Origin of the sequence: Bacillus velezensis (genome assembly GCF_001461825.1) — a bacterium.
In the GTDB taxonomy this organism is placed as follows: Bacteria; Bacillota; Bacilli; order Bacillales; family Bacillaceae; genus Bacillus; species Bacillus velezensis.
The window spans coordinates 312,187-334,187 of sequence record NZ_LLZC01000012.1 but is presented as its reverse complement, the minus strand read 5'-3'; the positions used below and the strand labels follow the sequence as shown (position 1 = coordinate 334,187).

Annotated in this window: 21 protein-coding genes and 1 other annotated feature; of the genes, 3 read left to right on the top strand and 18 right to left on the bottom strand. The window is 47.8% G+C overall.

Translation table 11 applies throughout. The features are described 5' to 3' along the window. Positions 1-45 precede the first annotated feature (45 nt). The 3 genes from aspS to AR442_RS20435 form a co-directional block, all read right to left on the bottom strand. Complete coding sequence (gene aspS, locus AR442_RS05830) at positions 46-1,824, bottom strand: aspartate--tRNA ligase (protein WP_007408199.1); 1,779 nt, start codon at positions 1,822-1,824, stop codon at positions 46-48. A gap of 14 nt (positions 1,825-1,838) precedes the next feature. After that, complete coding sequence (gene hisS / locus AR442_RS05825; RefSeq protein ID WP_014418525.1) at positions 1,839-3,113, bottom strand: histidine--tRNA ligase; 1,275 nt, start codon at positions 3,111-3,113, stop codon at positions 1,839-1,841. Between the two features lie 63 nt (positions 3,114-3,176). Continuing rightward, positions 3,177-3,409 (bottom strand) — a binding site (T-box leader). Between the two features lie 60 nt (positions 3,410-3,469). Continuing rightward, positions 3,470-3,640, bottom strand: coding sequence for a YrzK family protein (locus tag AR442_RS20435; RefSeq protein WP_003152722.1), 171 nt, complete (start codon positions 3,638-3,640; stop codon positions 3,470-3,472). A gap of 130 nt (positions 3,641-3,770) precedes the next feature. Between AR442_RS20435 and AR442_RS05820 the strand changes: the two genes are divergently transcribed. Continuing rightward, positions 3,771-5,333 (top strand): N-acetylmuramoyl-L-alanine amidase family protein, encoded by a 1,563-nt coding sequence (locus tag AR442_RS05820; protein WP_014418526.1) that lies wholly within the window; start codon positions 3,771-3,773, stop codon positions 5,331-5,333. 26 nt (positions 5,334-5,359) lie between these two features. Here the strand turns inward: AR442_RS05820 and dtd are convergent, their stop codons facing one another. The 8 genes from dtd to AR442_RS05780 form a co-directional block, all read right to left on the bottom strand. Next, positions 5,360-5,803 carry a D-aminoacyl-tRNA deacylase gene (dtd, locus tag AR442_RS05815; RefSeq protein WP_007408194.1) on the bottom strand — a complete coding sequence of 148 codons (444 nt, stop codon included), beginning with the start codon at positions 5,801-5,803 and terminating at the stop codon, positions 5,360-5,362. Positions 5,804-5,815: 12 nt separating this feature from the next. Continuing rightward, a complete protein-coding gene (relA, locus tag AR442_RS05810) occupies positions 5,816-8,020 on the bottom strand; it encodes a GTP diphosphokinase (protein ID WP_003152716.1) in 2,205 nt (734 codons plus the stop codon). 157 nt (positions 8,021-8,177) lie between these two features. After that, a complete protein-coding gene (locus tag AR442_RS05805) occupies positions 8,178-8,690 on the bottom strand; it encodes an adenine phosphoribosyltransferase (RefSeq protein WP_003152714.1) in 513 nt (170 codons plus the stop codon). A gap of 5 nt (positions 8,691-8,695) precedes the next feature. Continuing rightward, complete coding sequence (recJ, locus tag AR442_RS05800; RefSeq protein ID WP_014418527.1) at positions 8,696-11,056, bottom strand: single-stranded-DNA-specific exonuclease RecJ; 2,361 nt, start codon at positions 11,054-11,056, stop codon at positions 8,696-8,698. Positions 11,057-11,111: 55 nt separating this feature from the next. Then, positions 11,112-11,438: a LapA family protein gene (locus AR442_RS05795; RefSeq protein WP_014418528.1), complete on the bottom strand. Its 327-nt coding sequence runs from the start codon at positions 11,436-11,438 to the stop codon at positions 11,112-11,114. A gap of 63 nt (positions 11,439-11,501) precedes the next feature. Next, positions 11,502-11,999, bottom strand: a complete 498-nt coding sequence (locus tag AR442_RS05790; protein WP_014418529.1) for a cation:proton antiporter regulatory subunit — start codon at positions 11,997-11,999, stop codon at positions 11,502-11,504. A gap of 131 nt (positions 12,000-12,130) precedes the next feature. Next, the gene (secDF, locus tag AR442_RS05785) at positions 12,131-14,350 is read right to left on the bottom strand and encodes a protein translocase subunit SecDF (RefSeq protein WP_014418530.1); all 2,220 of its coding nucleotides are present in this window, start codon (positions 14,348-14,350) and stop codon (positions 12,131-12,133) included. A 36-nt stretch (positions 14,351-14,386) separates the two neighbouring features. Further along, positions 14,387-14,683 carry a post-transcriptional regulator gene (locus AR442_RS05780; RefSeq protein ID WP_014418531.1) on the bottom strand — a complete coding sequence of 99 codons (297 nt, stop codon included), beginning with the start codon at positions 14,681-14,683 and terminating at the stop codon, positions 14,387-14,389. Between the two features lie 115 nt (positions 14,684-14,798). On the opposite strand from AR442_RS05780, the gene spoVB reads away from it, so the two are divergent. Beyond that, a complete protein-coding gene (spoVB, locus tag AR442_RS05775; RefSeq protein ID WP_014418532.1) occupies positions 14,799-16,355 on the top strand; it encodes a stage V sporulation protein B in 1,557 nt (518 codons plus the stop codon). Positions 16,356-16,362: 7 nt separating this feature from the next. On the opposite strand, the gene AR442_RS05770 is transcribed toward spoVB, so the two are convergent. Continuing rightward, on the bottom strand, positions 16,363-17,019 hold the full coding sequence (locus tag AR442_RS05770) for a DUF421 domain-containing protein (protein ID WP_014418533.1): 657 nt from the start codon (positions 17,017-17,019) through the stop codon (positions 16,363-16,365). Between the two features lie 167 nt (positions 17,020-17,186). On the opposite strand from AR442_RS05770, the gene AR442_RS05765 reads away from it, so the two are divergent. Continuing rightward, the gene (locus tag AR442_RS05765) at positions 17,187-17,573 is read left to right on the top strand and encodes a TIGR04086 family membrane protein (RefSeq protein WP_003152697.1); all 387 of its coding nucleotides are present in this window, start codon (positions 17,187-17,189) and stop codon (positions 17,571-17,573) included. Between the two features lie 51 nt (positions 17,574-17,624). Here the strand turns inward: AR442_RS05765 and yajC are convergent, their stop codons facing one another. Genes yajC through ruvA form a run of 6 tightly spaced genes read right to left on the bottom strand, consistent with a single transcriptional unit; the run spans position 17,625 to position 21,956 of the window. Further along, a complete protein-coding gene (yajC, locus tag AR442_RS05760; protein WP_007408187.1) occupies positions 17,625-17,885 on the bottom strand; it encodes a preprotein translocase subunit YajC in 261 nt (86 codons plus the stop codon). Positions 17,886-17,915: 30 nt separating this feature from the next. Next, positions 17,916-19,061, bottom strand: a complete 1,146-nt coding sequence (gene tgt, locus AR442_RS05755) for a tRNA guanosine(34) transglycosylase Tgt (protein ID WP_014305500.1) — start codon at positions 19,059-19,061, stop codon at positions 17,916-17,918. A gap of 27 nt (positions 19,062-19,088) precedes the next feature. Beyond that, positions 19,089-20,117: a tRNA preQ1(34) S-adenosylmethionine ribosyltransferase-isomerase QueA gene (gene queA, locus AR442_RS05750; protein WP_003152692.1), complete on the bottom strand. Its 1,029-nt coding sequence runs from the start codon at positions 20,115-20,117 to the stop codon at positions 19,089-19,091. 25 nt (positions 20,118-20,142) lie between these two features. Beyond that, entirely contained in the window at positions 20,143-20,343 is a 201-nt protein-coding gene (locus AR442_RS05745; RefSeq protein WP_003152687.1) for a DUF2905 domain-containing protein, read from the bottom strand. Next, positions 20,336-21,340 carry a Holliday junction branch migration DNA helicase RuvB gene (gene ruvB, locus AR442_RS05740; protein ID WP_003152685.1) on the bottom strand — a complete coding sequence of 335 codons (1,005 nt, stop codon included), beginning with the start codon at positions 21,338-21,340 and terminating at the stop codon, positions 20,336-20,338. The genes AR442_RS05745 and ruvB overlap by 8 nt, the downstream gene beginning before the upstream one ends. A gap of 10 nt (positions 21,341-21,350) precedes the next feature. Beyond that, complete coding sequence (gene ruvA, locus AR442_RS05735) at positions 21,351-21,956, bottom strand: Holliday junction branch migration protein RuvA (protein ID WP_003152683.1); 606 nt, start codon at positions 21,954-21,956, stop codon at positions 21,351-21,353. Positions 21,957-22,001 lie beyond the last annotated feature (45 nt).

Genomic DNA, 22,001 nt, shown 5'->3' with positions numbered 1-22,001 from the left:
CATATCACAGCAGATTTTGATTTTCAAGAAACAAACTGCTGATCTTTACTGTTTCACTTTTCTTTTGACAGAAAGGTGAAGTTCTTCAAGCTGGGCGTCGCTCACTTCGCCGGGCGCTTCCGTAAGAAGGCAGCTTGCGCTTGCCGTTTTCGGGAAAGCGATCGTATCTCTTAAGTTTGTGCGGCCTGCAAGAAGCATAACCAAACGGTCTAAGCCGAGCGCGATTCCGCCGTGCGGAGGGGCGCCGTATTCAAAGGCTTCAAGAAGGTATCCGAACTCCTCCTCCGCTTCTTCTTTTGTAAAGCCGAGAAGCCCGAACATTTTTTCCTGAACGTCTTTTTCAAAAATACGGATTGAGCCTCCGCCGAGTTCATAGCCGTTTAAGACAAGGTCGTAAGCCTGCGCTTTCATATCTTCAGGCGCCGTTTCAATCAGGTCAAGATCTTCACGGACAGGCATTGTAAACGGGTGGTGAGCCGCATAGAAACGGCCTTCTTCCTCGTCATGCTCCAGTAACGGCCAGTCCACAACCCATAGGAAGTTGAAGAGGCTTTCGTCAATCAGGCCGCGTTCTTTGCCGAGCTTTAAGCGAAGCGCGCCGAGGGATTGAGCCACAACCTCAAACTTATCAGCCCCGAACAGGAGCAGATCGCCTTCAGAAGCATCAAGCGCTTCAGCCAGTTTTGCCTGCTTCTCTTCATCAAAGAATTTCGCAATCGGGCCTTTTACGCCGTCAGCTTCAACTTTCACCCAAGCGAGACCTTTCGCGCCGTAATTTCCGGCAAAAACGCCGAGCGCATCGATATCTTTTCTGGAATAGTCGCCGGCAGCGCCTTTGACATTGATCGCTTTTACAACGCCGCCGTTTGCCACGGCTGATGAGAACACCTTAAATTCAGTATCTTTCACTATGTCTGACACGTCCGTCAGCAGCATGCCGAAGCGGGTATCTGGCTTGTCGGAACCGTAGCTGTTCATCGCTTCTTCATATGTCATTCTCGGAAGCGGAAGCGGTACTTCAACACCTTTTGTTTCAAGCATGACTTTCGCCATCATCTCTTCCGCCAGAGCCATGATGTCCTCTTGACTCATAAAGGACATTTCGATATCAATCTGCGTAAATTCCGGCTGGCGGTCGGCACGCAAGTCTTCATCGCGGAAGCAGCGGGCCACTTGATAATACCGTTCAAAGCCCGACACCATCAGAAGCTGTTTAAAAATCTGCGGCGATTGCGGAAGGGCGTAAAATTCTCCTTCATGCACCCGGCTCGGCACCAAGTAATCACGGGCGCCTTCGGGAGAGCTTTTTGTTAAAATCGGTGTTTCAATATCAAGAAATCCGTTTTCATCCAAGAAATGGCGGATGGATTTTGTGACTTGATGGCGCATTTGCAATGTTTGAAACATCGCCGGGCGGCGCAAATCCAAATAACGGTGTTTTAACCGGACGTCTTCAGAAACGTCAGCCGCCTGGTCACTGATCGGAAACGGAGGCGTTTTCGCCGTGCTGAGCACCGTCACCGCTTCAGCTTTGATTTCAATTTTACCGGTTTTCAGGTTGGGATTCACCGTGCCTTCTTCACGGGCAGAAACCGTGCCTTCGATATCAAGCACATATTCGTTTCTGATTGCTTCCGCTGCGGCAAGGGCTTCCTTCGATACGTCAGGGTTGAACACGACTTGCACAATACCCGAGCGGTCGCGCAAATCAATGAAAATCAAGCCGCCGAGATCGCGCCGTTTCTGCACCCACCCTTTCAGTTTGACGGTTTCGCCAATCGCTTTTTCAGTTATCTCGCCACAATAATATGTTCTTCCAAACATAGCGTTCCTCTCCTTCACTGCTTTTGATCTGCCTTTAACACTTGTATCAGCTCGTCTAACACCACTTCACGCTGCTCTCCTGTTTCCGCATCTTTTACATTGATTTTATTTTGGGCAAGTTCATCTTCCCCTAAAATCGCAATAAAACGTGCGCCGAGACGGTCAGCCGTTTTGAATTGGCCCTTCATCTTTTTATTTTCATAATCGATTTCACTTGAGATGCCCGCTTCTCTCAGTTTGTACACGAGGGAAACGGAATAATCCTTCGCTTTTTCTCCGAGCGTCACGATGTAGCAGTCAATCCCCTGATTGACGGGAAGCTCTGTTTTCTCAGCGTCAATGGCTGCCAGCAGACGTTCGATGCTCATCGCAAATCCGATACCCGGCGCTTCAGGTCCGCCGATCTGTTCAACAAGCCCGTCATAGCGGCCCCCGCCGGCAAGGGTTGTAATCGCTCCGAATCCTTCGGCATTGCTCATAATTTCAAAAGCGGTATGGTTATAATAATCAAGCCCTCTGACAAGATTCGGATCTATTTCGAACGGGATGCCGAGATCGTTTAAGTATTGTTTTACTTTCTCAAAATAAGCGGCTGATTCTTCATTTAAGTAATCAAGAATGGACGGAGCCGTTTTCATCAGTTCATGCTCTCTGTCTTTCTTGCAGTCAAGAATTCTGAGCGGGTTTGTGTGCAGACGCGACTGGCAGTCTGAGCAAAATTCTCCGATGCGCGGTTCAAAATGTTTGACGAGCGCTTCCCGGTAGGATTTGCGGCTCTCCTGGTCACCAAGGCTGTTCAGCACAAGCTTGATATGTTTCAAACCGGCTTTACGGTAAATACTCATCGCAAGCGCAATGACTTCTGCATCCACGGCCGGATCTTTGGAGCCGATCGCTTCAATTCCGAATTGATAGAATTGGCGGAAACGCCCTGTCTGCGGACGTTCGTAACGGAACATCGGTCCGACATAATAAAGCTTCGTCGGCTGCACCGGGTTCGCAAATAATTTATTTTCATTGAACGCGCGGACTGCGGCGGCTGTTCCTTCCGGCCGAAGCGTCAGGCTTCTCCCTTTACGGTCTTCAAACGTGTACATTTCTTTCTGCACGATATCTGTAGACTCACCGACACCTCTTGCGAACAGTTCCGTATGCTCGAAAATCGGCGTGCGGATTTCTTTATATTGATAAGTGCGGCACGTCTCCCTCATAATTTGTTCGACGAACTGCCATCTGTCTGATTCACCCGGCAGTATGTCCTGTGTGCCTCTTGGAATGTGATATGCCATGTTACAGGCCTCCTTAATGTCTTTCTTCAAATAAAAAAACTCCCGCTCCTACTATACATGTATAGTAGGGACGAGAGTTATACCCGTGGTGCCACCCTAGTTGGAATGCCGAAGCATCCCCGCTCTGACCTTTAACGCAGGTTCACGTCCGCTGCCTAATGACTTGCAAAAGCGTTCAGCAGGGAACCTCCGGAGTGTTGTTTCGAGAAAGATGCAGTGCGGATCCGCTTTCAGCCCGGGACGGTTCCTCTCTTCTCCATGCATTCTGACCTACTCTTCTCCATTATCGGTTCAAAATCGTTATCATGACTTATTTACATCAATTTCTATTATAATAATGGGATTGCACTCCCCTGTCAAGTTTTATTCCGTCTGTTTTTCCTTGCGACCGCTTCTTTCGATAAGAGACCGAACTCCGTCGCCGTCTCTTCAAGAAAACCCGCCTTTTCTCTATCGCTCTGATCACTGAAGTGCAGATTTCCTTCCGCATCGTGCAGCGCGCGTCCCATTTTTGGTTGATATTTCATGATTTGCACACCTTTTCGCTGTATTTATGACTAGTATAAACAAACCATTTTATTTTTATTTAACATTCAGCAAGGAAAATACGATATTATACAAGAATGTATTTTAGTTAGTTCAGAAAGGAGGACAGCCATGAAGAAGAGAACTCTTGCTCTTATTTTATGCGGCGTCATCATCACAGCGCTTCTTCCGTCATTCCACACCGCAATCGCCGCAGAGGGAGAAGCGGTCATCGCGACAGACAAGATCAATGTCAGAGGCGGTCCCGGCCTGAGCTATGGAATTAAGGCTGAAGTAAAAAAAGGGGAAAGATACCCGATCGCTAAAGAAGAGGGAGACTGGGTGCAGCTTCAGCTGAGCCCCGGTAAAACCGGATGGGTCGTTTCCTGGCTGATATCAAAAACAGCCGGGGGAGCAGACAATTCATCCGCAACAAGCGGAACGGTCACTTCCACCGATCCTGACCTCCGCATCAGAAAAGGCCCGGGGACATCATATGAAGTCATCGGCAAACTTCCGCAAGGCGCACATGCATCCGTGCTGGACAAGAACAGCGGATGGGTGAACATTTCTTATCAAGGCACAACCGGATGGGTTTCTTCCGAATACGTCACCGCGGACAGCGGCGGATCGGATACGAAAGCAACTTCGGCCCGAAGCGGGTCAAAAAACGGGACGGTCGGCGTTTCTTCATTGAATGTCAGAAGTGCAGCATCACATGATTCAGCGATTATGACTAAATTATCACGCGGAACAAAGGTTTCCATTTTAAGTGAAGACCACGGCTGGCTGAAAATTGAAGCAAACGGGCAAAAAGGCTGGGCAGCAAGCCACTACATCATAAAGGATTCTGACTCATCGGGCAGCGCATCCGGCTCGGGAGACGGTTCTGCGGGCTCAGGCTCCTCGAAAAAAGCGTATATTGTGTACGGCGGCACCAACTTAAGGAGCTCGGCCTCGACTTCCGCTTCTATCGTAAAAAGAGCAGATAAAGGCGCAGCCTACCCGATTGTCGGCTCAAGCGGCAAATGGTATGAAGTCCGGCTTGAAAACGGACAAACCGCATATGTGGCAAACTGGGTCGTACAAACGTCAAAAAGCGGGGAGGAAACAGGAGAAGCACCTTCTCCCGACACGTCGGGCGGCAGCGGCTCACTTAAAAACAAAACGATCGTCGTTGATCCCGGACACGGAGGAAAAGACAGCGGAACGATCGGCTACTCCGGAAAGTTTGAAAAAAACGTAACGATTAAAACCGCTAAGCTGCTGGCCCAAAAATTGCGGGCATCCGGTGCAAACGTGTATATCACCAGACAGGATGATACTTTTATCAGCCTGCAGGCCAGGGTTTCAACCTCTCATTACCGGAATGCGGATGCCTTTATCAGCATTCACTATGACAGCTATGCCGATACGTCAACGCGGGGAAGCACGGCTTATTATTACAGTCCGTCTAAGGATCGCCAGCTTGCCTCAGACGTCCATTCTGAAGTACTGAAGCGTTCCCCTATCCCGGATCGCGGCGTTCTGTTTGGCGATTATTACGTCCTGAGGGAAAATAAACGGCCTGCCATGCTGTATGAGCTCGGCTATCTCAGTCAACCGCAAGAAGAAACAATCATACATAGCGGCTCTTATCAGGAAAAAGTGACAGACGGAATTGAAAGCGGATTGGAACATTATTTTCAATCATAAAAAAAGCTGCCGAACGGCAGCTTTTTTTATTGTTTAGAATCCATAATCAATGTAATCGGCCCGGAATTCGTCAGCTGAACATCCATCATGGCTCCGAATATTCCTGTTTCCACTTTGACTCCTTTTTCCCGAAGGAGTTCGTTCCACTTTTCATAAAGGAGCACAGCCTGATCCGGTTTAGCCGCATTCATAAAATTCGGGCGTCTCCCTTTCTTCGTTTCGCCGTAAAGCGTAAACTGGGAAACGGATAAAATCTCCCCGCCCGTATCCAAAAGCGATAAATTCATCTTGCCGCTTTCATCATCAAAAATCCGAAGATTCACGATTTTATCCGCCAAGTAAGCGGCATCTTCTTCTGTATCTTCATGAGTGATGCCGACAAGCGCCATAATGCCGGGTCCGATCCGGCCGGCGACAGCGCCGTCAACCGTCACACTTGCTTCTGTTACACGCTGAACAACTAATTTCATAGCAAGCTCCTTTTAGTTCATTACCCGCCGGACTGAATAGATGTCTCTGATCTGCTTAATCCGCTCGACCACTTTATGCAGATGGTTGATGTTTTGAATAAAAATCGCCATATGAATCGTAGCGACTTTATTGCGGTCGGATTTGCCGGAGACAGAGGAGATGTTGGTTTTCGTCTCATTTACGGCTTGGAGCACCTCATTTAAAAGCCCGAGACGGTCATACCCCAAAATCTCAATCTCAACGTTATATTCTTTGCGTCTTTGAACCTGTGATTCATGCTCCCATTCAACAGGGATCAGACGTTCCTGCGCTTCATTCGTTTTGACGTTCGGACAGTCATCCCGGTGAACGGATACACCGCGCCCTTTTGTAATAAAACCGACGATATGGTCGCCCGGCACCGGGTTGCAGCATTTCGACAAGCGGACGAGAAGGTTGTCAATGCCTTTTACGCGCACACCCGCTTCCCGTTTTCTCCCTTGCGGATAATGTTTCGGCTCGGAAGTGACTTCCTGAACGATTTTTTCCTGCTCTTCCTGGTCACGCAGCTTCCGCTCTTTTTCAGTGAGCCTGTTGGCCACCTGAAGAGCGGTAATGCCGTTATACCCGACCGCCGCGTACATATCCTCTTCATTTGAGAAATTGAACTTGTCGGCAACTTTTTGAAGATTTTCGAGTGTTAAAACATCTTTCACTTCAAAATCAAGATTTTTAATTTCTTTCTCGACAAGCTCACGGCCTTTTTCGACGTTTTCTTCACGGCGCTGTTTCTTAAAGAATTGGCGGATTTTGTGTTTCGCCTGGGACGTCTGCGCCAGTTTGACCCAGTCTTGGCTCGGGCCGTATGAATGCTTGGACGTCAGAATCTCGACGATGTCGCCCGTCCGGAGCTTATGGTCAAGCGTCACCATTTTTCCGTTCACTTTCGCCCCGATTGTTTTGTTGCCGATCTCCGAGTGTATCCTGTAGGAAAAATCAATCGGCACAGAGCCTGACGGCAGTTCAATGACATCGCCTTTTGGCGTAAATACGTATACCATGTCAGAAAACAGATCGATTTTCAGCGATTCCATAAATTCTTCCGCATCCGTAGACTCGTTTTGGAATTCCAGAATTTCACGGAACCAGGACAGTTTTTTCTCAAATGTCGCTTCTTCGTTTGCAGCCTTGCCTTCTTTATATGCCCAGTGTGCGGCCACCCCGTATTCAGCGATCTCATGCATCTCAAACGTTCTGATCTGCACTTCCAGCGGATCGCCTTTAGGCCCGATTACGGTCGTATGCAGCGACTGATACATATTCGGCTTAGGCATCGCAATATAATCTTTGAATCTGCCCGGCATCGGCTTCCAGCACGTATGAATAATGCCGAGTACGGCGTAGCAGTCTTTAATGCTTCCGACAAGAATACGGACGGCGAGCAGATCATATATTTCATTGAACTGTTTATTTTGCAGCGCCATCTTGCGGTAAATGCTGTAGATGTGCTTCGGACGTCCTGAAAAGTCCGCTTTGATATTCACTTCTTCGACCCGTTTTTTCACTTCATTGACAACCTCTTCGACATAAAGTTCGCGTTCCGCGCGCTTTTTCTTCATGAGGTTGACGATTCTGTAATACTGCTGAGGATTCAAATAACGGAGAGCGGTGTCTTCAAGCTCCCATTTGATTTTAGAAATCCCGAGCCGATGGGCCAGCGGAGCGAAAATCTCCAGCGTCTCATTTGAAATTCTCCGCTGCTTTTCCTGCGGAAGATGCTTTAACGTCCGCATATTGTGAAGGCGATCCGCCAGCTTGATCAATATGACTCTGATATCCTGAGCCATAGCGACAAACATTTTTCGATGGTTTTCCGCCTGCTGCTCCTCTTGAGATTTATACTTAATTTTACCGAGCTTCGTCACGCCGTCGACAAGCATCGCCACTTCTTCAGAAAATGCTTCCTTCAGGTCGTCGAGGGTGACATCCGTGTCCTCTACCACGTCATGCAGAAATCCGCCCGCAATTGTGGAAGGGTCCATTTCCAGATCGACGAGAATCCCCGCCACCTGAATCGGATGAATGATGTACGGCTCACCTGATTTGCGGTACTGTTCGCGATGCGCGTTTTGCGCATACAGGTAAGCTTTCTCAACAAACGCAATCTGCTCCTCCGGCAGATAAGTGCGCGCTTTATCTATTACTTGCTCGGCAGTCAATACTTGTTCGTTCGCCATGGAATCACCTTTTTTAAATGTAAACTGTATTAGTTTATTATCAAGAAAAAAACGAGAGATGTAAAGGGCAGAAGTTCAAAACACCTAAAGAATCTGTCAGGATGATGAAATAATAGGAAAAAAGCACCCTGACACGAGTGCTTTTTTCCATATGCGGTTAATATTTCATTAATGTTAAAATATCGTAATCGTCAAGCTTGTCTCTGCCGTCAAGGTAAGAAAGCTCGATTAAGAACGCAATACCGGCTACGACGCCGCCCAGTTCTTCGACTAGCTTAATCGTTGCTTCGATCGTGCCGCCTGTTGCAAGCAAGTCATCAGTAATCAGCACGCGCTGTCCCGGCAGAATCGCATCTTTATGAATCGTCAGTACGTCTTTTCCGTACTCCAAACCGTAATCGACTTTAATGACCTCACGCGGAAGTTTTCCTTCTTTCCGAACCGGCGCAAAGCCGACTCCGAGAGCGTATGCAACCGGACAGCCGATAATAAAGCCGCGCGCTTCAGGCCCGACAACTAAATCAATTTCTTTTTCTTTTGCATATTCAACAATTTGGTCAGTAGCGTAACGGTATACGTCGCCTTTGTCCATCAATGTCGTAATATCTTTAAATTGTACGCCTTCTTTCGGGTAATCGGGCACAATTGTTACGTATTTTTTAAGATCCATCTGTTCTATGTCCTCCTCGTACTTTCATAAGCTTCTGAACCTTGGTTCATCAGCTTATTCAGCCATTCCTTCAGCTCATGGGCTGCGGAATAATTGAGCTTCTGGTCTAATTCCATCAGCTGCTGTTTTACCTGATAGGTTTGCGAATCTGCCAGGTCGCGTTTTTTCGCGCCGCTCACGACAGACAGCACACCATCTTCTATTTTAACAAAACCGAGATCAAAAAACACCTTTGTCATGAAATTGATTGTGTCAATTGACCATCCTCTGTGTCTCGCAAGCTCTGAACCATGCTTGCCGAAGTCAAAAGCGCCCCTTTTTAAGAGAAATGCGTAAAACCACTTGAAATCATTCCGCGATGGAAATGAGGACAGGAAATGTTCTTCATGATTGATAAAAACAAAATAAATCCGTTCCGGCTTCTTTCCGTCAAGCAAATGCTGCAGGCGATCCGCTGACGGCGGCACATCCAGAAAAACGGCATATTTTCCGTCAAGCTGGAGAGCTTCCGCCTCGGATTCCGATGTGATCCCGGCCAGCTCGCCCGACAGCTCTTTTGCACGGAGCTTCTGAGCGGTTTTTTCGTTAAAGCTGATGAGCACCCGTTTTTCCTTCGGCAGCGAGGTGACCGTGTCTTCCCACGTCCGCTTGCCCCTGATATCAAAAAGCTGCCATTCCGGCACCGCAGCATCTTTAATCATCAGCTGGGGTTTCTTTCTGTTGTTCCATTCATTAATGGACATCTCGCCGACAATGGAAATCGTTGATCCGGGGACAACTCCGGCTTCAAGCTCCCCTTTGTTAAAGCCGACGCAGTCAAGGACGGCGGAATCACTTTTCACCGTCATTTTCACGTGATTTTTATTCGCTCCGATCAGGCGCACATCATCAAGCACGGCATTTTTCACCATCACATGCGGTTTAGGGTTAAGCATGCCGAACGGCGACAGCATATTCAATTCTGTAATGCTTTCAACGGTTATGTCTTCAACGCCGCAGACAAGATCAACCTCCTGAACGGGAATAAAATCCTCTTCCGTAAGGGTTTCTTCAGCCATTTGATTCAGCCTGTCCCTTAATTCCGCCACATCTTCAGCCTTCAACGTCATTCCTGCCGCCATCGGATGCCCGCCGAAATGAGGAAGAATGTCTCTGCACTGTGAAAGGCTCGTAAAAAGGTTGAAGCCTCTGATGCTTCGCGCCGACCCTTTAGCGATGCCCTGCTCCTCATCTATCCCAAGCACAACAGCGGGCCGGTAAAAACGTTCAGCCAGCTTCGATGCGACAATACCGACGACTCCCGGATTCCAGCCGGCTTTTGCCACTACAATGGCAGACGGGTTTCCGCCTTGCTGCTGAACCATTTCAACAGCCTCTTCGGTCATGGTTTTCACTATTTTCTGCCGCTCTTTATTCAGCCGGTCAATATCCGAAGCCAGTTCCTCCGCTTCAAACTGATCTTCGGTCATCAGCAGATGCACGGCGGGATCAGCCTGTTCTATTCTTCCGACGGCATTGAGCCTCGGCGCGACCTGAAATCCGATCGTTTCCTCATCAGCTTGTCCGATATCTCCGCCGGAAAGCTTAATCAGAGCTTTGAGGCCCGGCCGATTTGTCGTCCGAAGCCTTTCGATCCCAAGTGACGCAATTAATCTGTTTTCATCATGAAGAGGCACCAGATCTGCAACCGTACCGATTGCCGCCAAGTCCAGCATAGCTTCCGGCAAAGAACCCGTAAGCGCGTGGGCAAGCTTAAACGCCACACCGACGCCGGCCAATTCTTTAAACGGATAGCCGCATCCCGGCTGCTTCGGGTGGATGATCGCAAATACGTCAGGAAGCTCGGGTCCCGGCTCATGGTGGTCGGTAATAATGACGTCTAAGCCCAGCTCTTTTGCGACTTCAGCTTCATGGACGGCGGCGATTCCCGTATCCACTGTAATGATCAGCGAAAATCCCCGCTCTTTTATGGAACGGAAAGCTTGTTCATTCGGGCCGTAGCCTTCTGTGAAACGGTCGGGAATATAAAAGTCAACGTCCGCCGACAGCTGTCTGAGTGCCGTCAGCATCACTGACGTGCTTGTAACGCCGTCTGCATCGTAATCTCCGTAAATCATAATCGGTTCCCCTTGAGAAACCGCCAGTTTTATCCGATCAACTGCTTCCCGCATTCCCTTTAATTCATACGGGTCATAAAAGTCTGCATCCTTTGTATGTAAAAACAGCCTTGCGCTTTCGGCAGTATCAAAACCTCTTTTTACAAGCAGTGATGCCACAAGAGGTGTTATGTCCAATTGTTCTGTGAGTGATTTGACTTTTTCCTGATCCGGCTGCTGGATTTCCCAGCGCATTTTTGACGCTAACATAAATTCACCCCTCAACCACCCTATTATACTAGAGCGGACTGAGGGGTTTCAAATGTTATTCTGATCCTTTTTTCTCTTCAAGCATTTCTTCCGGCGGCGCGGCTGTTTTTTGGCCGTCCGAATCAGCCGTCAATTCACCTGCGGATCTGTTTTCTTTCCGCAGCATTTTAATTTCGCGCTTCAGCTTCATCACTTGAAATATGCCGGCCGAAAACACGATCAGCGCTCCCATTAACACAGAACCTAAAATGACTAAAATCAGCGGCCATTCAGCGGTTCCGAACAGATAATCAACCTCAACCGCCCGCACGTTAATGACAGCAAAAATGGCGACAATCAGAGTAAATAGTAATGCGAATATAATAGTCCATTGTTTATTCATGCGTCTGCCCCCAATCGTTCACTCTTATCTTTTCCCCCATTTTCCCGGGAGTAAACCCCGGTCTCAGGAAATCCGGGCCGTTAACTGCTCGCGGACCAGCTTTTTCAGTCCGCTTCTTTCTCCCGATATGACGAGGGTGTCCCCTTCTTCAATTACGGTATCAATGCCGGGGCTCAGCTGTTTTTGCCGATTTTTCTTTACGATCGCAATAATCTGGACGTTGTAATGTTTCTTGATCTCCAAATCTCCGATTGTACGGCTGACAGCCGGTGCATGAGATTCGGCTTTAAACCACTCAATGACGAGGCCATCAAGCGCGACTTCCACAGATTCCAGCGCTTTCGGCTTATACGTCATCCCGCCTAAAATAGCGGAAATCTGCCTCGCCTCTTCGTCGTTAAATTCAACGCATGCCAAGCATTCGTCATGATCATTCTCATCGAAGTAATAGAGCTCTTTTCTGCCGTCATCATGAAGAATAATACTGATTTTATCGTGATTTTTCGTAATGACTTCTACTTTCTGGCCGATGCCCGGAAGCTCCGACTCACGAACGTTCATAAGAACCCTCCTACATGTTTTTACAATGATGATTGATTATGTAAGCGTATGTCATTATAGCAAATGCAGGTTTTAAGTTCAATGCGGCCTGAAAAAACAGGCTGCCTTCTGCAAGACAGCCTGTTCCCATTTTACTCTTCGATTGATTTTTTCCCTTTAAATTCTTTTCCTTTCCATACAAGCCACAGCTGCGCGGCGATGTAAAGAGAGGAATAAACACCCGTCAATAAACCGACCAATAAAGCGACGGAGAAGTTTGTAATTGACGATGAGCCCAAAATGAGCAGCACGACGACAACAATCACAACGGTCAAGACCGTATTGATCGAACGTGTAAAGGTTTGCTGCAAGCTCAGATTCACGATATGTTCCAGATCGGCAAATGACTTCGGCTTACGTTTTTTCATCTGCTCACGTATCCGGTCAAATGTAACGATCGTATCATTTATCGAGTAACCGATTATGGTGAGTACAGCGGCGATAAAGGTGACATCGACCTCCAGCCTGGTAATGCTGAAAAACGCGACGATAAAGAAAGCGTCATACAGCAGGGATACAATTGCGGCGATTGCCATTCTGTACTCGAAACGGATTGACACGTAAATAATGATGCCGATTGATGCAATGGCGACAGCATATAAAGCATTACGGGCCAGTTCTTTTCCGACTGTCGGCGATACCGTGCTGACGTTCGGTTCAGATCCGTATTTGTCCTTAAAGTACGTTTTGATTTCAGCGATTTTTTCTTTAGACGGCTCTCCGACAAACCGGGCCGCGGCAACATGGTTCTCTTTACCAGAAAGCACGATGTTTTCCGGCTCCATGCCGAGAGAATCAAAATCTTTTTCAACCTGCTGCGCCGTCAAAGAATGATTGCTCTGCACGTCAATCCGCGCGCCGCTTGCAAAATCGATTCCCAGGTTGAGCTTAAAGACCAGTAAGATGATAATTCCCGCAATGGTTACAGCGCTTGAGAAAATAAAGAAATATTTTCGCTTGCTCGTGAAATCCCATTTTTGGAATGCCGTATGCGGTTCAGTATTTTCATCCGTTTTTTGAATGTCCATAATATGTTTTTTCTTGACGCCGAACCAGCCTTTTTTCCGGTCAAGCCATCTGCTTTCCACGAGAAGAGAGAGCAGGAATCTTGAAAGGAAGACAGCTGTAATAAAGCTTGTCAGAATTGACAAAATCAGCATCGTCGCAAACCCTTTTACAGAGCTTGTCCCGAAAATAAAGAGTACGACCGCTGCGATGATCGTTGTGATGTTCGCATCGAAAATCGTCGCGAATGACCGTCTGTTCCCTGAACGGAAAGCTGAGCGGACGGATTTGCCGAGTTTCAGTTCTTCTTTTATCCGTTCATAGGTGATGATGTTGGCGTCAACCGCCATCCCGACACCCAAAATGAGCGCCGCAATACCCGGAAGCGTCAGCACCGCCTGCATCCAGTCAAACACTTGAAGCGTAATATACACGTATACAGAAAGCGTAATTACCGCTATGAGTCCAGGCAGTCTGTAATAAAGCAACATAAATAAGAAAACAATTGCAATACCGATGATGCCGGCCTCTACCGTATCATGCAAAGCCTGCTGTCCGAATTGCGCCCCTACGGAAGTAGAGTATTTTTCGGTCAGTTTCACAGGCAGCGCGCCCGCGTTTAAAATATTGGCCAAGTCCTTTGCTTTTTGAACGGTGAACTGGCCTTCAATCGTGACATCCTTTGTATTTAGTTCCCGGCTCACATTCGGAGCGGATACATATTTCGGATGTTTTTTGCCGACTTCTTTTTTAAATGAATCGCCTTTTTGGTAATCAAGCCAGATCACAAGCTGATTATTAGGCGCCATTTTCTTGACTTTTTTCGTCACTTCTCCGAACTTATCCGCATCCTTCAGCTTAACGCTGACAATCGGTTCGTTCGTCGTCGGATCAAATGTTTGCTTCGCGCCGTTTTCCACGAGATCAGAGCCGTTTAAAAGCTCTTTATCATTCGTATCCCTGAACGAGAGCTGCGCTTCCGTTGACAGAATTTCGCGCGCCCTGTTCTGATTCGTGACGCCCGCCAGCTGAACGCGGATGCGGTTATTTCCTTCAATCTGAATGTTCGGCTCGCTTACGCCGAGAACGTTAGCCCGGCGGTTCAGCGCCTGCACCGTGCTGACGAGCACGTCTTTTGTGATTTTATCGCCTTTTTTGACGGGCTGCACATCGTACAGAACTTCAAACCCGCCGCGTAAATCCAATCCTAACGTAATATTATTGGCAGCCGGTTTTGTAAAATACCCCAGCCCTGTGCCGATCAATAATACGATCAGGAAAAACGCAATCAAGCGTCCTTTTTTCATTATGTATTTCCTCCTTAAACCTATGCCGTCAAATCATTATCTCAGCAGTTCATCTAAAGCTTCCTGACCCTCATCGCTTTCCAGCCAATTAGACGACTTAAAAGCTTCAACGGTTGCATAGTTCATAAAATCGCCAATTTTAACTGATAAAATATGACCGGCCAATTCATGCAGCGGCAGTTCCTTTTTCTGTTTCCACTTTTTATGTATTAAGTATGACCATAAACTCTCGTGCTCAACATCATCGTATCCGAGGATTTTGAACTCTTCAAGTTTACTGTACAAAAAAGGCCGCAAATGATCTTTGTATATTTCGGCGGGATGTTTCTCCACTGGGCGCTCGCTCCTTTTTCCATTTTTCTCGAAGACTTGTCATGCTCGGACGACATCGGCGCATATCTTTATTGTATATGATTCCAGGTAGTTTGAGAAGGCAGGGGTTTATAAAATGGCAAAACAGACTTTTTTAAGAGGCACTCTTATTCTCATCGCAGCCGGGATGATTACGAGAATGCTCGGCTTTGTCAACCGGGTGGTTATCGCCCGGTTTATCGGTGAAGAAGGGGTCGGTTTATACATGATGGCTGCCCCGACATTTTTTTTGGCCACCACTTTGACTCAATTCGGCCTCCCCGTTGCCATCAGCAAACTTGTCGCTGAAGCAAGCGCGCGGGGGGACCGGCAGAAAATGAAACACATTTTAGTGATGTCGCTTACCGTCACCGGGATATTAAGTCTCATCTTCACGCCGCTGTTTTTATGCTTTGCGCCGATTATGTCCGAAACGATGCTGACGGATCAGCGCACGGTTTACCCGCTTCTGGCGATTACGCCCGTCGTGCCGATTATCGCAATCTCCAGCGTGCTGCGCGGTTACTTTCAGGGCAGGCAGAATATGAACCCGCTGGCGTTTTCCCAAGTGCTTGAGCAGATCGTGCGGATTTCACTTGTCGCGGTCTGCACGACGGTGTTTCTGCCGTACGGGATTGAATATGCCGCAGCCGGAGCTATGATTTCGTCTGTCATCGGGGAGCTTGCCTCTCTTATTTATTTATTCATTTGTTTTAAAGCAAATAAAACAATCAGAATCAGAAAACAATTTTTCAAGTCGATTGCAAATGGAAAAGAAACCTTCCGCCAGCTGATGAGCGTGTCGCTCCCGACAACCGGAAGCCGCTTCATCGGAAATTTATCTTGGTTTTTTGAACCTATTGTCGTCGCGCAGAGCCTTGCGATTGCAGGAGTGGCCACCGCTGCCGCCACCAGCCAGTACGGGGAGCTGACCGGATTTGCCATGACGGTTTTGACGCTGCCCAGCTTTATAACCTATTCTCTGTCAACGGCGCTTGTTCCTGCGATCAGTGAAGGAATGGAGCAAAAAAAGCTGCAAGTTGTCGAATACCGTCTGGAACAGGCGATGAGGCTGTGTCTTTTAAGCGGAGGCATTTCGGTGGTTATTTTATTCTCTTTCGCTGATGAACTGATGTCCGTCATGTACGGATCAACTAATGCAGCGGTATTTGTTAAAGTGATGGCGCCGTTTTTTCTGCTTTACTATTTTCAGGGGCCCCTTCAGGCGGTGCTGCAGGCTCTCAATTTAGCCGGGGCCGCCATGATGAACAGTTTTATCGGCGCCGCTGTCAAAACCGGCCTGATTTTTGTTTTGGCGACCAGGCCTTCATTGGGCATCATGGGCGCCGCACTTGCGATTGTAACGGGGATGGTCCTTGTCACCCTGCTGCATGCGTCCACCGTAAGCAAGGTGCTTCCGATCAGCATTAAAATAAAAGAATACGCGCTCTGTTTTGCCGTTATATTCATTTGCGGTTATGTCAGCCGCATCATCAAGCACGCCGTTCATTTTTCAGGGTCAGAGGCTGTTAATCTCACAGGCTGGATTGCAATGACCGCGATTTTGTACATTGCGCTTCTTCTGTTATTCAGGCTGATTAAAAGGGAAGAGCTGATCCGGATTCCGGTCATCGGCAAGTTCGTGACGCGGTAAAACCGATTTATGGCTCCCCTTTTTCATCTTTAAGATCAATAAAAAAAGCGCCGTCCGTAAACGTGCAGAATGATATAACCGAAAGATCGCGATATCCTCTTTTTGCTAAATTTTTTTCGAGCCAGTGTTTATCTTTCCCGATTCTGTCCAGATGCTCGTTCTGAATGACCCCGTCAACGATAAGCGATGTTTCCATCTGCTTATCCTTATTAGTTTTCTTTTTGACGATCGACAGTTTGCCCGAAGACTCCAAAATGGCGTATGACACGTCAGAGATTCTATCGATGTTATTTTCCCTCAGCTGCATAAGAAGATCGTCAAAATTGTAGCGCTGCGATCTCATCGCCCGTTCATCAATTTTTCCCTGTTTTATAATAATGGTGGGTTTTCCGTCAAGCAGCTGCCGTATTTTTTGGCTTTTGAGCGAAATAAAAGCAAGGCTTACTTGAATAATCATTAAAACGACAATCGGCACAATTGTATGCAAAAGCTTATCTTTTACATTTTCAATTGCCAATACGGCAATCTCGGCAATCATAATGGAGACGACAAGGTCTAAAATGCTCAGTTCTCCGATTTCCCGTTTTCCCATCAGTCTGAAAATCACAAGAATGATAAAATAAAGCACAATCGTACGAAACGTAATAATGATAATATCTTCCATATCGCACCTCCAACGGTCATAGCATTTGCCATCGGCTCTGAATTATGTAAGAAACGGGCTGAACATCATGCATTTACGTCTAATTCGAACATTCAGAGAATACATTTAGAAAAAGACGGGCTCCGGCTTGTCATATATCAGGCCGCAGGGGCGGAGAGGAGATAAAAATGGAAGAAACGAAACAAGTGGGAAGAGGCGTCTTGTATGGCTTAGTGGCTATCTTTGCGGTGATGCTTCTTACGAGTTTGGCGATTTCGCTTTTACTGACGGTTACCTCAATGGAAGAATCATCTTTCAGCTGGCTGATCACCGCGCTTTCCTTTCTTTCTTTATTTGCGGGCGGTTTTATATCGGGCGGCAAAGCGAAGGAAAAAGGCTGGATGATCGGGGCTTTAACCGCCGTCTGTTTTTCATTAATCATCTTGCTGTTTCAATATTTAGGGTTCGGAAAAACGTTTACATCCGGTCAGCTTTTGTTTCATCTCGGCTTTTTGGGAGTCAGCATGCTGGGCGGCATTTTCGGAGTGAATTTGAAAGGAAGCAGATCAGCGTAATAAAAAAAGAGCGGATTCTCCGCTCTTTTTTTGTATGTATGAGCTTCGCTGTTATTCAGCGGAAGCTTCTCTGATTGCGCGGCGGTCAAATGTTAAACGGGTGTTATCACCTGTTTTAATGACGACCTTGCTTTCATCAATTGAATCAACAGTGCCGTGCAATCCTCCGATTGTCACCACTGTATCCCCTTTTTTCAGCTCTTCCTGCATCTGGCGTACGGCCTTCTGCTGCTTTTGCTGCGGACGGATGAGCAGGAAATAAAGCACTGCAAACATTAAAATAATAGGAACGATTGTGCCTAAAGTACCCATCTGTTTCCCTCCTTTCAAGAATGGTTTTATTTAGAAGCTTTTCGCATTTGGCTTATTATAGCCGTAACGCTCAAAGAACTCTTCTCGGAAATCACCAAGACGATCCTCCCGGATGGCTTGTCTGACCTGCTCCATTAAGTGTAACAGAAAATGAAGGTTATGGTAAGTTGTTAATCGAATTCCAAACGTTTCATTACAGCGGATCAAATGTCTGATGTAAGCGCGGGAGTAATTTTGGCATGTATGGCAGCTGCACTCTTCGTCAATCGGACGGAAATCACGCTCATATTTGGCGTTTTTCATGTTCAGACGCCCTTCATTCGTAAACACCGTGCCGTTTCGGGCAATCCGGGTCGGCAGTACGCAGTCAAACATATCCACGCCGCGGATGGCGCCGTCAATTAAGGCATCCGGTGAACCCACACCCATTAAATATCTCGGCTTGTCCTTCGGTAAAAGCGGAGTTGTAAACTCAAGCACTCGGTTCATGACGTGCTTCGGCTCGCCGACAGATAATCCGCCTATGGCATAACCCGGAAAATCAAGCGAAACCAAGTCTTTTGCACTTTGTGTCCGCAGATCTTCGTATTCTCCGCCCTGTACGATTCCGAACAGCCCCTGCTCATCTGAGCGCCCGTGCGCCTCCAGGCAGCGTTCCGCCCAGCGGCTGGTCCGTTCCACAGAGCGTTTCATGTAATCATACTCTGCCGGATACGGCGGACACTCATCAAACGCCATCATGATATCAGAGCCGAGGGCGTTTTGAATTTCCATCGCTTTTTCCGGAGATAAAAACAGTTTGTCTCCGTTTAAGTGATTGCGGAAATGAACGCCTTCTTCTTCTATATTACGAAACTTGCTCAATGAAAAGACCTGAAAACCGCCGGAATCCGTTAAAATCGCGCGGTCCCAGTTCATAAACTTATGAAGCCCGCCCGCTTCTTTTACAATGTCATGTCCCGGGCGGAGCCATAAATGGTACGTATTGCTTAAAATAATGCCCGCATCCATAGATTTCAGCTCGTCCGGAGACATCGTCTTTACCGTAGCAAGCGTGCCGACCGGCATAAATACAGGCGTCTCAAAGGAGCCGTGGGGCGTATGAACTCTGCCCAGGCGCGCTCCCGTTTGTTTGCATTCCTTTATAAATTCATAACGTATCGGTTGTTCAGCCACTTTGTATGAGGCCTCCTGTCATTCAAATTAGATAATCAGCATGGCGTCGCCAAAGCTGAAGAAACGATATTCCTCTTCTACCGCATGACGGTAGGCGGAAAGAACATGCTCTCTGCCGGCAAGCGCAGAAACGAGCATGATAAGCGAAGATTTCGGCAGATGAAAATTGGTGATCATGCCGTCAATCGCCTTAAATTCATATCCCGGATAAATGAAGATGGACGTCCAGCCGCTTGAAGCGGTAAATACGCCGTCATGCTCGCCTGCAATGGTTTCCAGGGTGCGCGTTGATGTCGTCCCGACCGACACGATGCGCCCTCCCGCCTTTCTGACCTCGTTTAAAGAGGCGGCGGTTTCTTCCGTCATTTCATAAAATTCCGCGTGCATGTTATGCTCTTCCACATCATCCGCACTGACCGGGCGGAATGTGCCGAGTCCCACATGAAGTGTGATAAATTCAATCCGCACACCCTTTTGCTTCAGCTCGTCCAGAATCTCTTCCGTAAAATGAAGTCCGGCCGTCGGAGCTGCGGCAGATCCGATTTCTTTTGAAAAGACGGTCTGATACCGTTCTTTATCATCAAGCTGCTCTTTAATATAAGGAGGCAGCGGCATTTCACCGAGTGATTCAAGCACTTCGTAAAAAATACCGTCATACCGGAATTCTATTTTTCTGCCTCCGTGATCAAGCTCCTCCGTGCAGACCGCTGTCAGCCGGCCGTCGCCAAATGTCAGGACCGTTCCTTTTTTTACGCGTTTCGCCGGCTTTACGAGCGTTTCCCATGTATCATTTTCTTCCTGTTTTAATAACAGAAGCTCCACTTTCGCCCCCGTATCTTCTTTTGTGCCGAATAATCTTGCAGGCAGCACACGGGTATTGTTCAAGACGAGGCAATCCCCTTCATTAAAAAAGCTTACAATCTCTTTAAATGAACTGTCCGTCAGCCCGCCCGTCTGTTTGTCGAGCACCATCAGCCGCGATGCGTCACGCTCTTTCAGCGGCACTTGGGCAATGAGGCGTTCAGGCAGTTCAAAATCAAATAAATCGACTTTCATCATTTCACCTTTATTCTGTCTATTGTTATTTCATTCTGCCGAAAAAATTAAGCAGAATGGATAGTATCACACTGATCACAATACAAGTGACAACGGGAAAGAAAAATGTAACATTTCCCTTCTTAACGAAAATATCTCCGGGCAGCCTTCCGACAAAGTGCCAGACTGCGCCGGCAATAAGCAAAACGGCACCGAGAACCATGAGAACCTTCGGAAAGTCAGTCACGGGCGGGCGCCTCCAATCGAAAATGTTCATACACAGCCGGAGTCACGACCCGTCCCCTCGGCGTCCTCTGGAGAAATCCGATCTGCAGCAGATACGGTTCGTACACATCCTCTATTGTATGCGGTTCTTCGCCGATTGTCGCGGAAATCGTATCAAGGCCGACGGGGCCGCCGCTGAATTTTTCGATCATGCCCATCAGCAGCTTATGGTCGATATGGTCAAGGCCGAGCGCATCGACTTGAAGACGTTCGAGCGCGTCGTGAGCGATTTCTTCCGTGATGCGGCTGTCGCCGAGCACCTGGGCAAAATCTCTCACCCTTCTGAGAAGCCGGTTTGCAACCCGCGGCGTTCCCCTTGACCGTCTGGCGATTTCCAGAGCCGGAGCTTCTTCGATATCCACTTCAAAAACGTCAGCCGTTCTTGACACGATATCTGTCAGCTCTTCCTGCGTATAGTATTCAAGGCGCGACAGCACCCCGAACCGGTCTCTGAGCGGTGCGGTCAATAATCCGACCCTTGTCGTCGCTCCTACAAGCGTAAAAGGGGGAAGGTCGAGACGGACGGAGCGGGCGGACGGGCCTTTTCCGATGACAATATCAAGGCAGAAATCCTCCATCGCCGGGTACAGCACTTCCTCAATTGAGCGGTTCAGCCTGTGAATTTCGTCTATAAACAGCACATCCCCTGGTTCGAGCGCCGTCAAAATGGCTGCCAAATCTCCCGGTCTTTCGATGGCGGGACCTGACGTCGTCCGCATCTCCACACCCATCTCATTGGCCACGATAGACGCAAGCGTTGTTTTCCCGAGACCCGGAGGCCCGTATAAAAGAACATGGTCCAGCGTTTCCTGCCTCATTTTCGCCGCATCGATAAACACGCGCAGATTTTCTTTCACCTTCTTTTGGCCGATATACTGGGCGAGATTCTGCGGCCTGAGGCTTTGCTCGATTATTGATTCATGGCTGTCTGCTTCACTTGAAACGAGCCGTTCATCCATGAACATCACCTTACTTTAATAATTTTTGCAATGCTTTTTTCACATATTGATCTGTTGAAAGCGCCGTTTCCTCTTTTAAGTGAGGAAGCACTTTTTTAATTTCTTTTTCGGCGTAGCCGAGAACCCGGAGCGCTTCAAGCGCCTCGTCAAGCGCCGTTTCAGCCTCTTGTTTTTCAATGCGCGCTTCATGATTGAACAGGTTGTCAATCATTTCAGGCACGACGTCGGCCAGTTTGCCTTTCAAATCAAGAATAATCTGCCGCGCCGTTTTTTTGCCCACACCCGGAAATTTCACCAAAAAGGCTTCGTCTTCCTGTTCGATCGCTTCGATGACGGCTCCGGGATCACCGGAACCGAGGATGGCGAGCGCCCCTTTAGGCCCGATGCCGGTGACGTTCAGCAGCTTTGTGAAAAGCGCTTTTTCTTCCCGGGTTGAAAAACCGTACAAAGAAAAGGCGTCTTCTTTTATATGATGATACGTAAAAATGGTCTCTTGATTGCTTACCTTATAAATAAACGGATTCGGAGTGAAGACCTGATAGCCGATTCCGCCGTTTTCAATCACGATGTATTGGGGAGATACGTAATCAATCGTCCCCTTCACGAATTCAATCACACCTATTCACCTCTTTGACTGCTTATCATTGTAACACAAAAACAG

What these genes read in the sequence shown, in the direction of transcription:
- aspS (WP_007408199.1), bottom strand. Translation starts at nt 1,824, where the DNA reads ATGTTTGGAAGAACATATTATTGTGGCGAGATAACTGAAAAAGCGATT.
- hisS (WP_014418525.1), bottom strand. Translation starts at nt 3,113, where the DNA reads ATGGCATATCACATTCCAAGAGGCACACAGGACATACTGCCGGGTGAA.
- AR442_RS20435 (WP_003152722.1), bottom strand. Translation starts at nt 3,640, where the DNA reads ATGAAATATCAACCAAAAATGGGACGCGCGCTGCACGATGCGGAAGGA.
- AR442_RS05820 (WP_014418526.1), top strand. Translation starts at nt 3,771, where the DNA reads ATGAAGAAGAGAACTCTTGCTCTTATTTTATGCGGCGTCATCATCACA.
- dtd (WP_007408194.1), bottom strand. Translation starts at nt 5,803, where the DNA reads ATGAAATTAGTTGTTCAGCGTGTAACAGAAGCAAGTGTGACGGTTGAC.
- relA (WP_003152716.1), bottom strand. Translation starts at nt 8,020, where the DNA reads ATGGCGAACGAACAAGTATTGACTGCCGAGCAAGTAATAGATAAAGCG.
- AR442_RS05805 (WP_003152714.1), bottom strand. Translation starts at nt 8,690, where the DNA reads ATGGATCTTAAAAAATACGTAACAATTGTGCCCGATTACCCGAAAGAA.
- recJ (WP_014418527.1), bottom strand. Translation starts at nt 11,056, where the DNA reads ATGTTAGCGTCAAAAATGCGCTGGGAAATCCAGCAGCCGGATCAGGAA.
- AR442_RS05795 (WP_014418528.1), bottom strand. Translation starts at nt 11,438, where the DNA reads ATGAATAAACAATGGACTATTATATTCGCATTACTATTTACTCTGATT.
- AR442_RS05790 (WP_014418529.1), bottom strand. Translation starts at nt 11,999, where the DNA reads ATGAACGTTCGTGAGTCGGAGCTTCCGGGCATCGGCCAGAAAGTAGAA.
- secDF (WP_014418530.1), bottom strand. Translation starts at nt 14,350, where the DNA reads ATGAAAAAAGGACGCTTGATTGCGTTTTTCCTGATCGTATTATTGATC.
- spoVB (WP_014418532.1), top strand. Translation starts at nt 14,799, where the DNA reads ATGGCAAAACAGACTTTTTTAAGAGGCACTCTTATTCTCATCGCAGCC.
- AR442_RS05770 (WP_014418533.1), bottom strand. Translation starts at nt 17,019, where the DNA reads ATGGAAGATATTATCATTATTACGTTTCGTACGATTGTGCTTTATTTT.
- AR442_RS05765 (WP_003152697.1), top strand. Translation starts at nt 17,187, where the DNA reads ATGGAAGAAACGAAACAAGTGGGAAGAGGCGTCTTGTATGGCTTAGTG.
- yajC (WP_007408187.1), bottom strand. Translation starts at nt 17,885, where the DNA reads ATGGGTACTTTAGGCACAATCGTTCCTATTATTTTAATGTTTGCAGTG.
- queA (WP_003152692.1), bottom strand. Translation starts at nt 20,117, where the DNA reads ATGAAAGTCGATTTATTTGATTTTGAACTGCCTGAACGCCTCATTGCC.
- ruvB (WP_003152685.1), bottom strand. Translation starts at nt 21,340, where the DNA reads ATGGATGAACGGCTCGTTTCAAGTGAAGCAGACAGCCATGAATCAATA.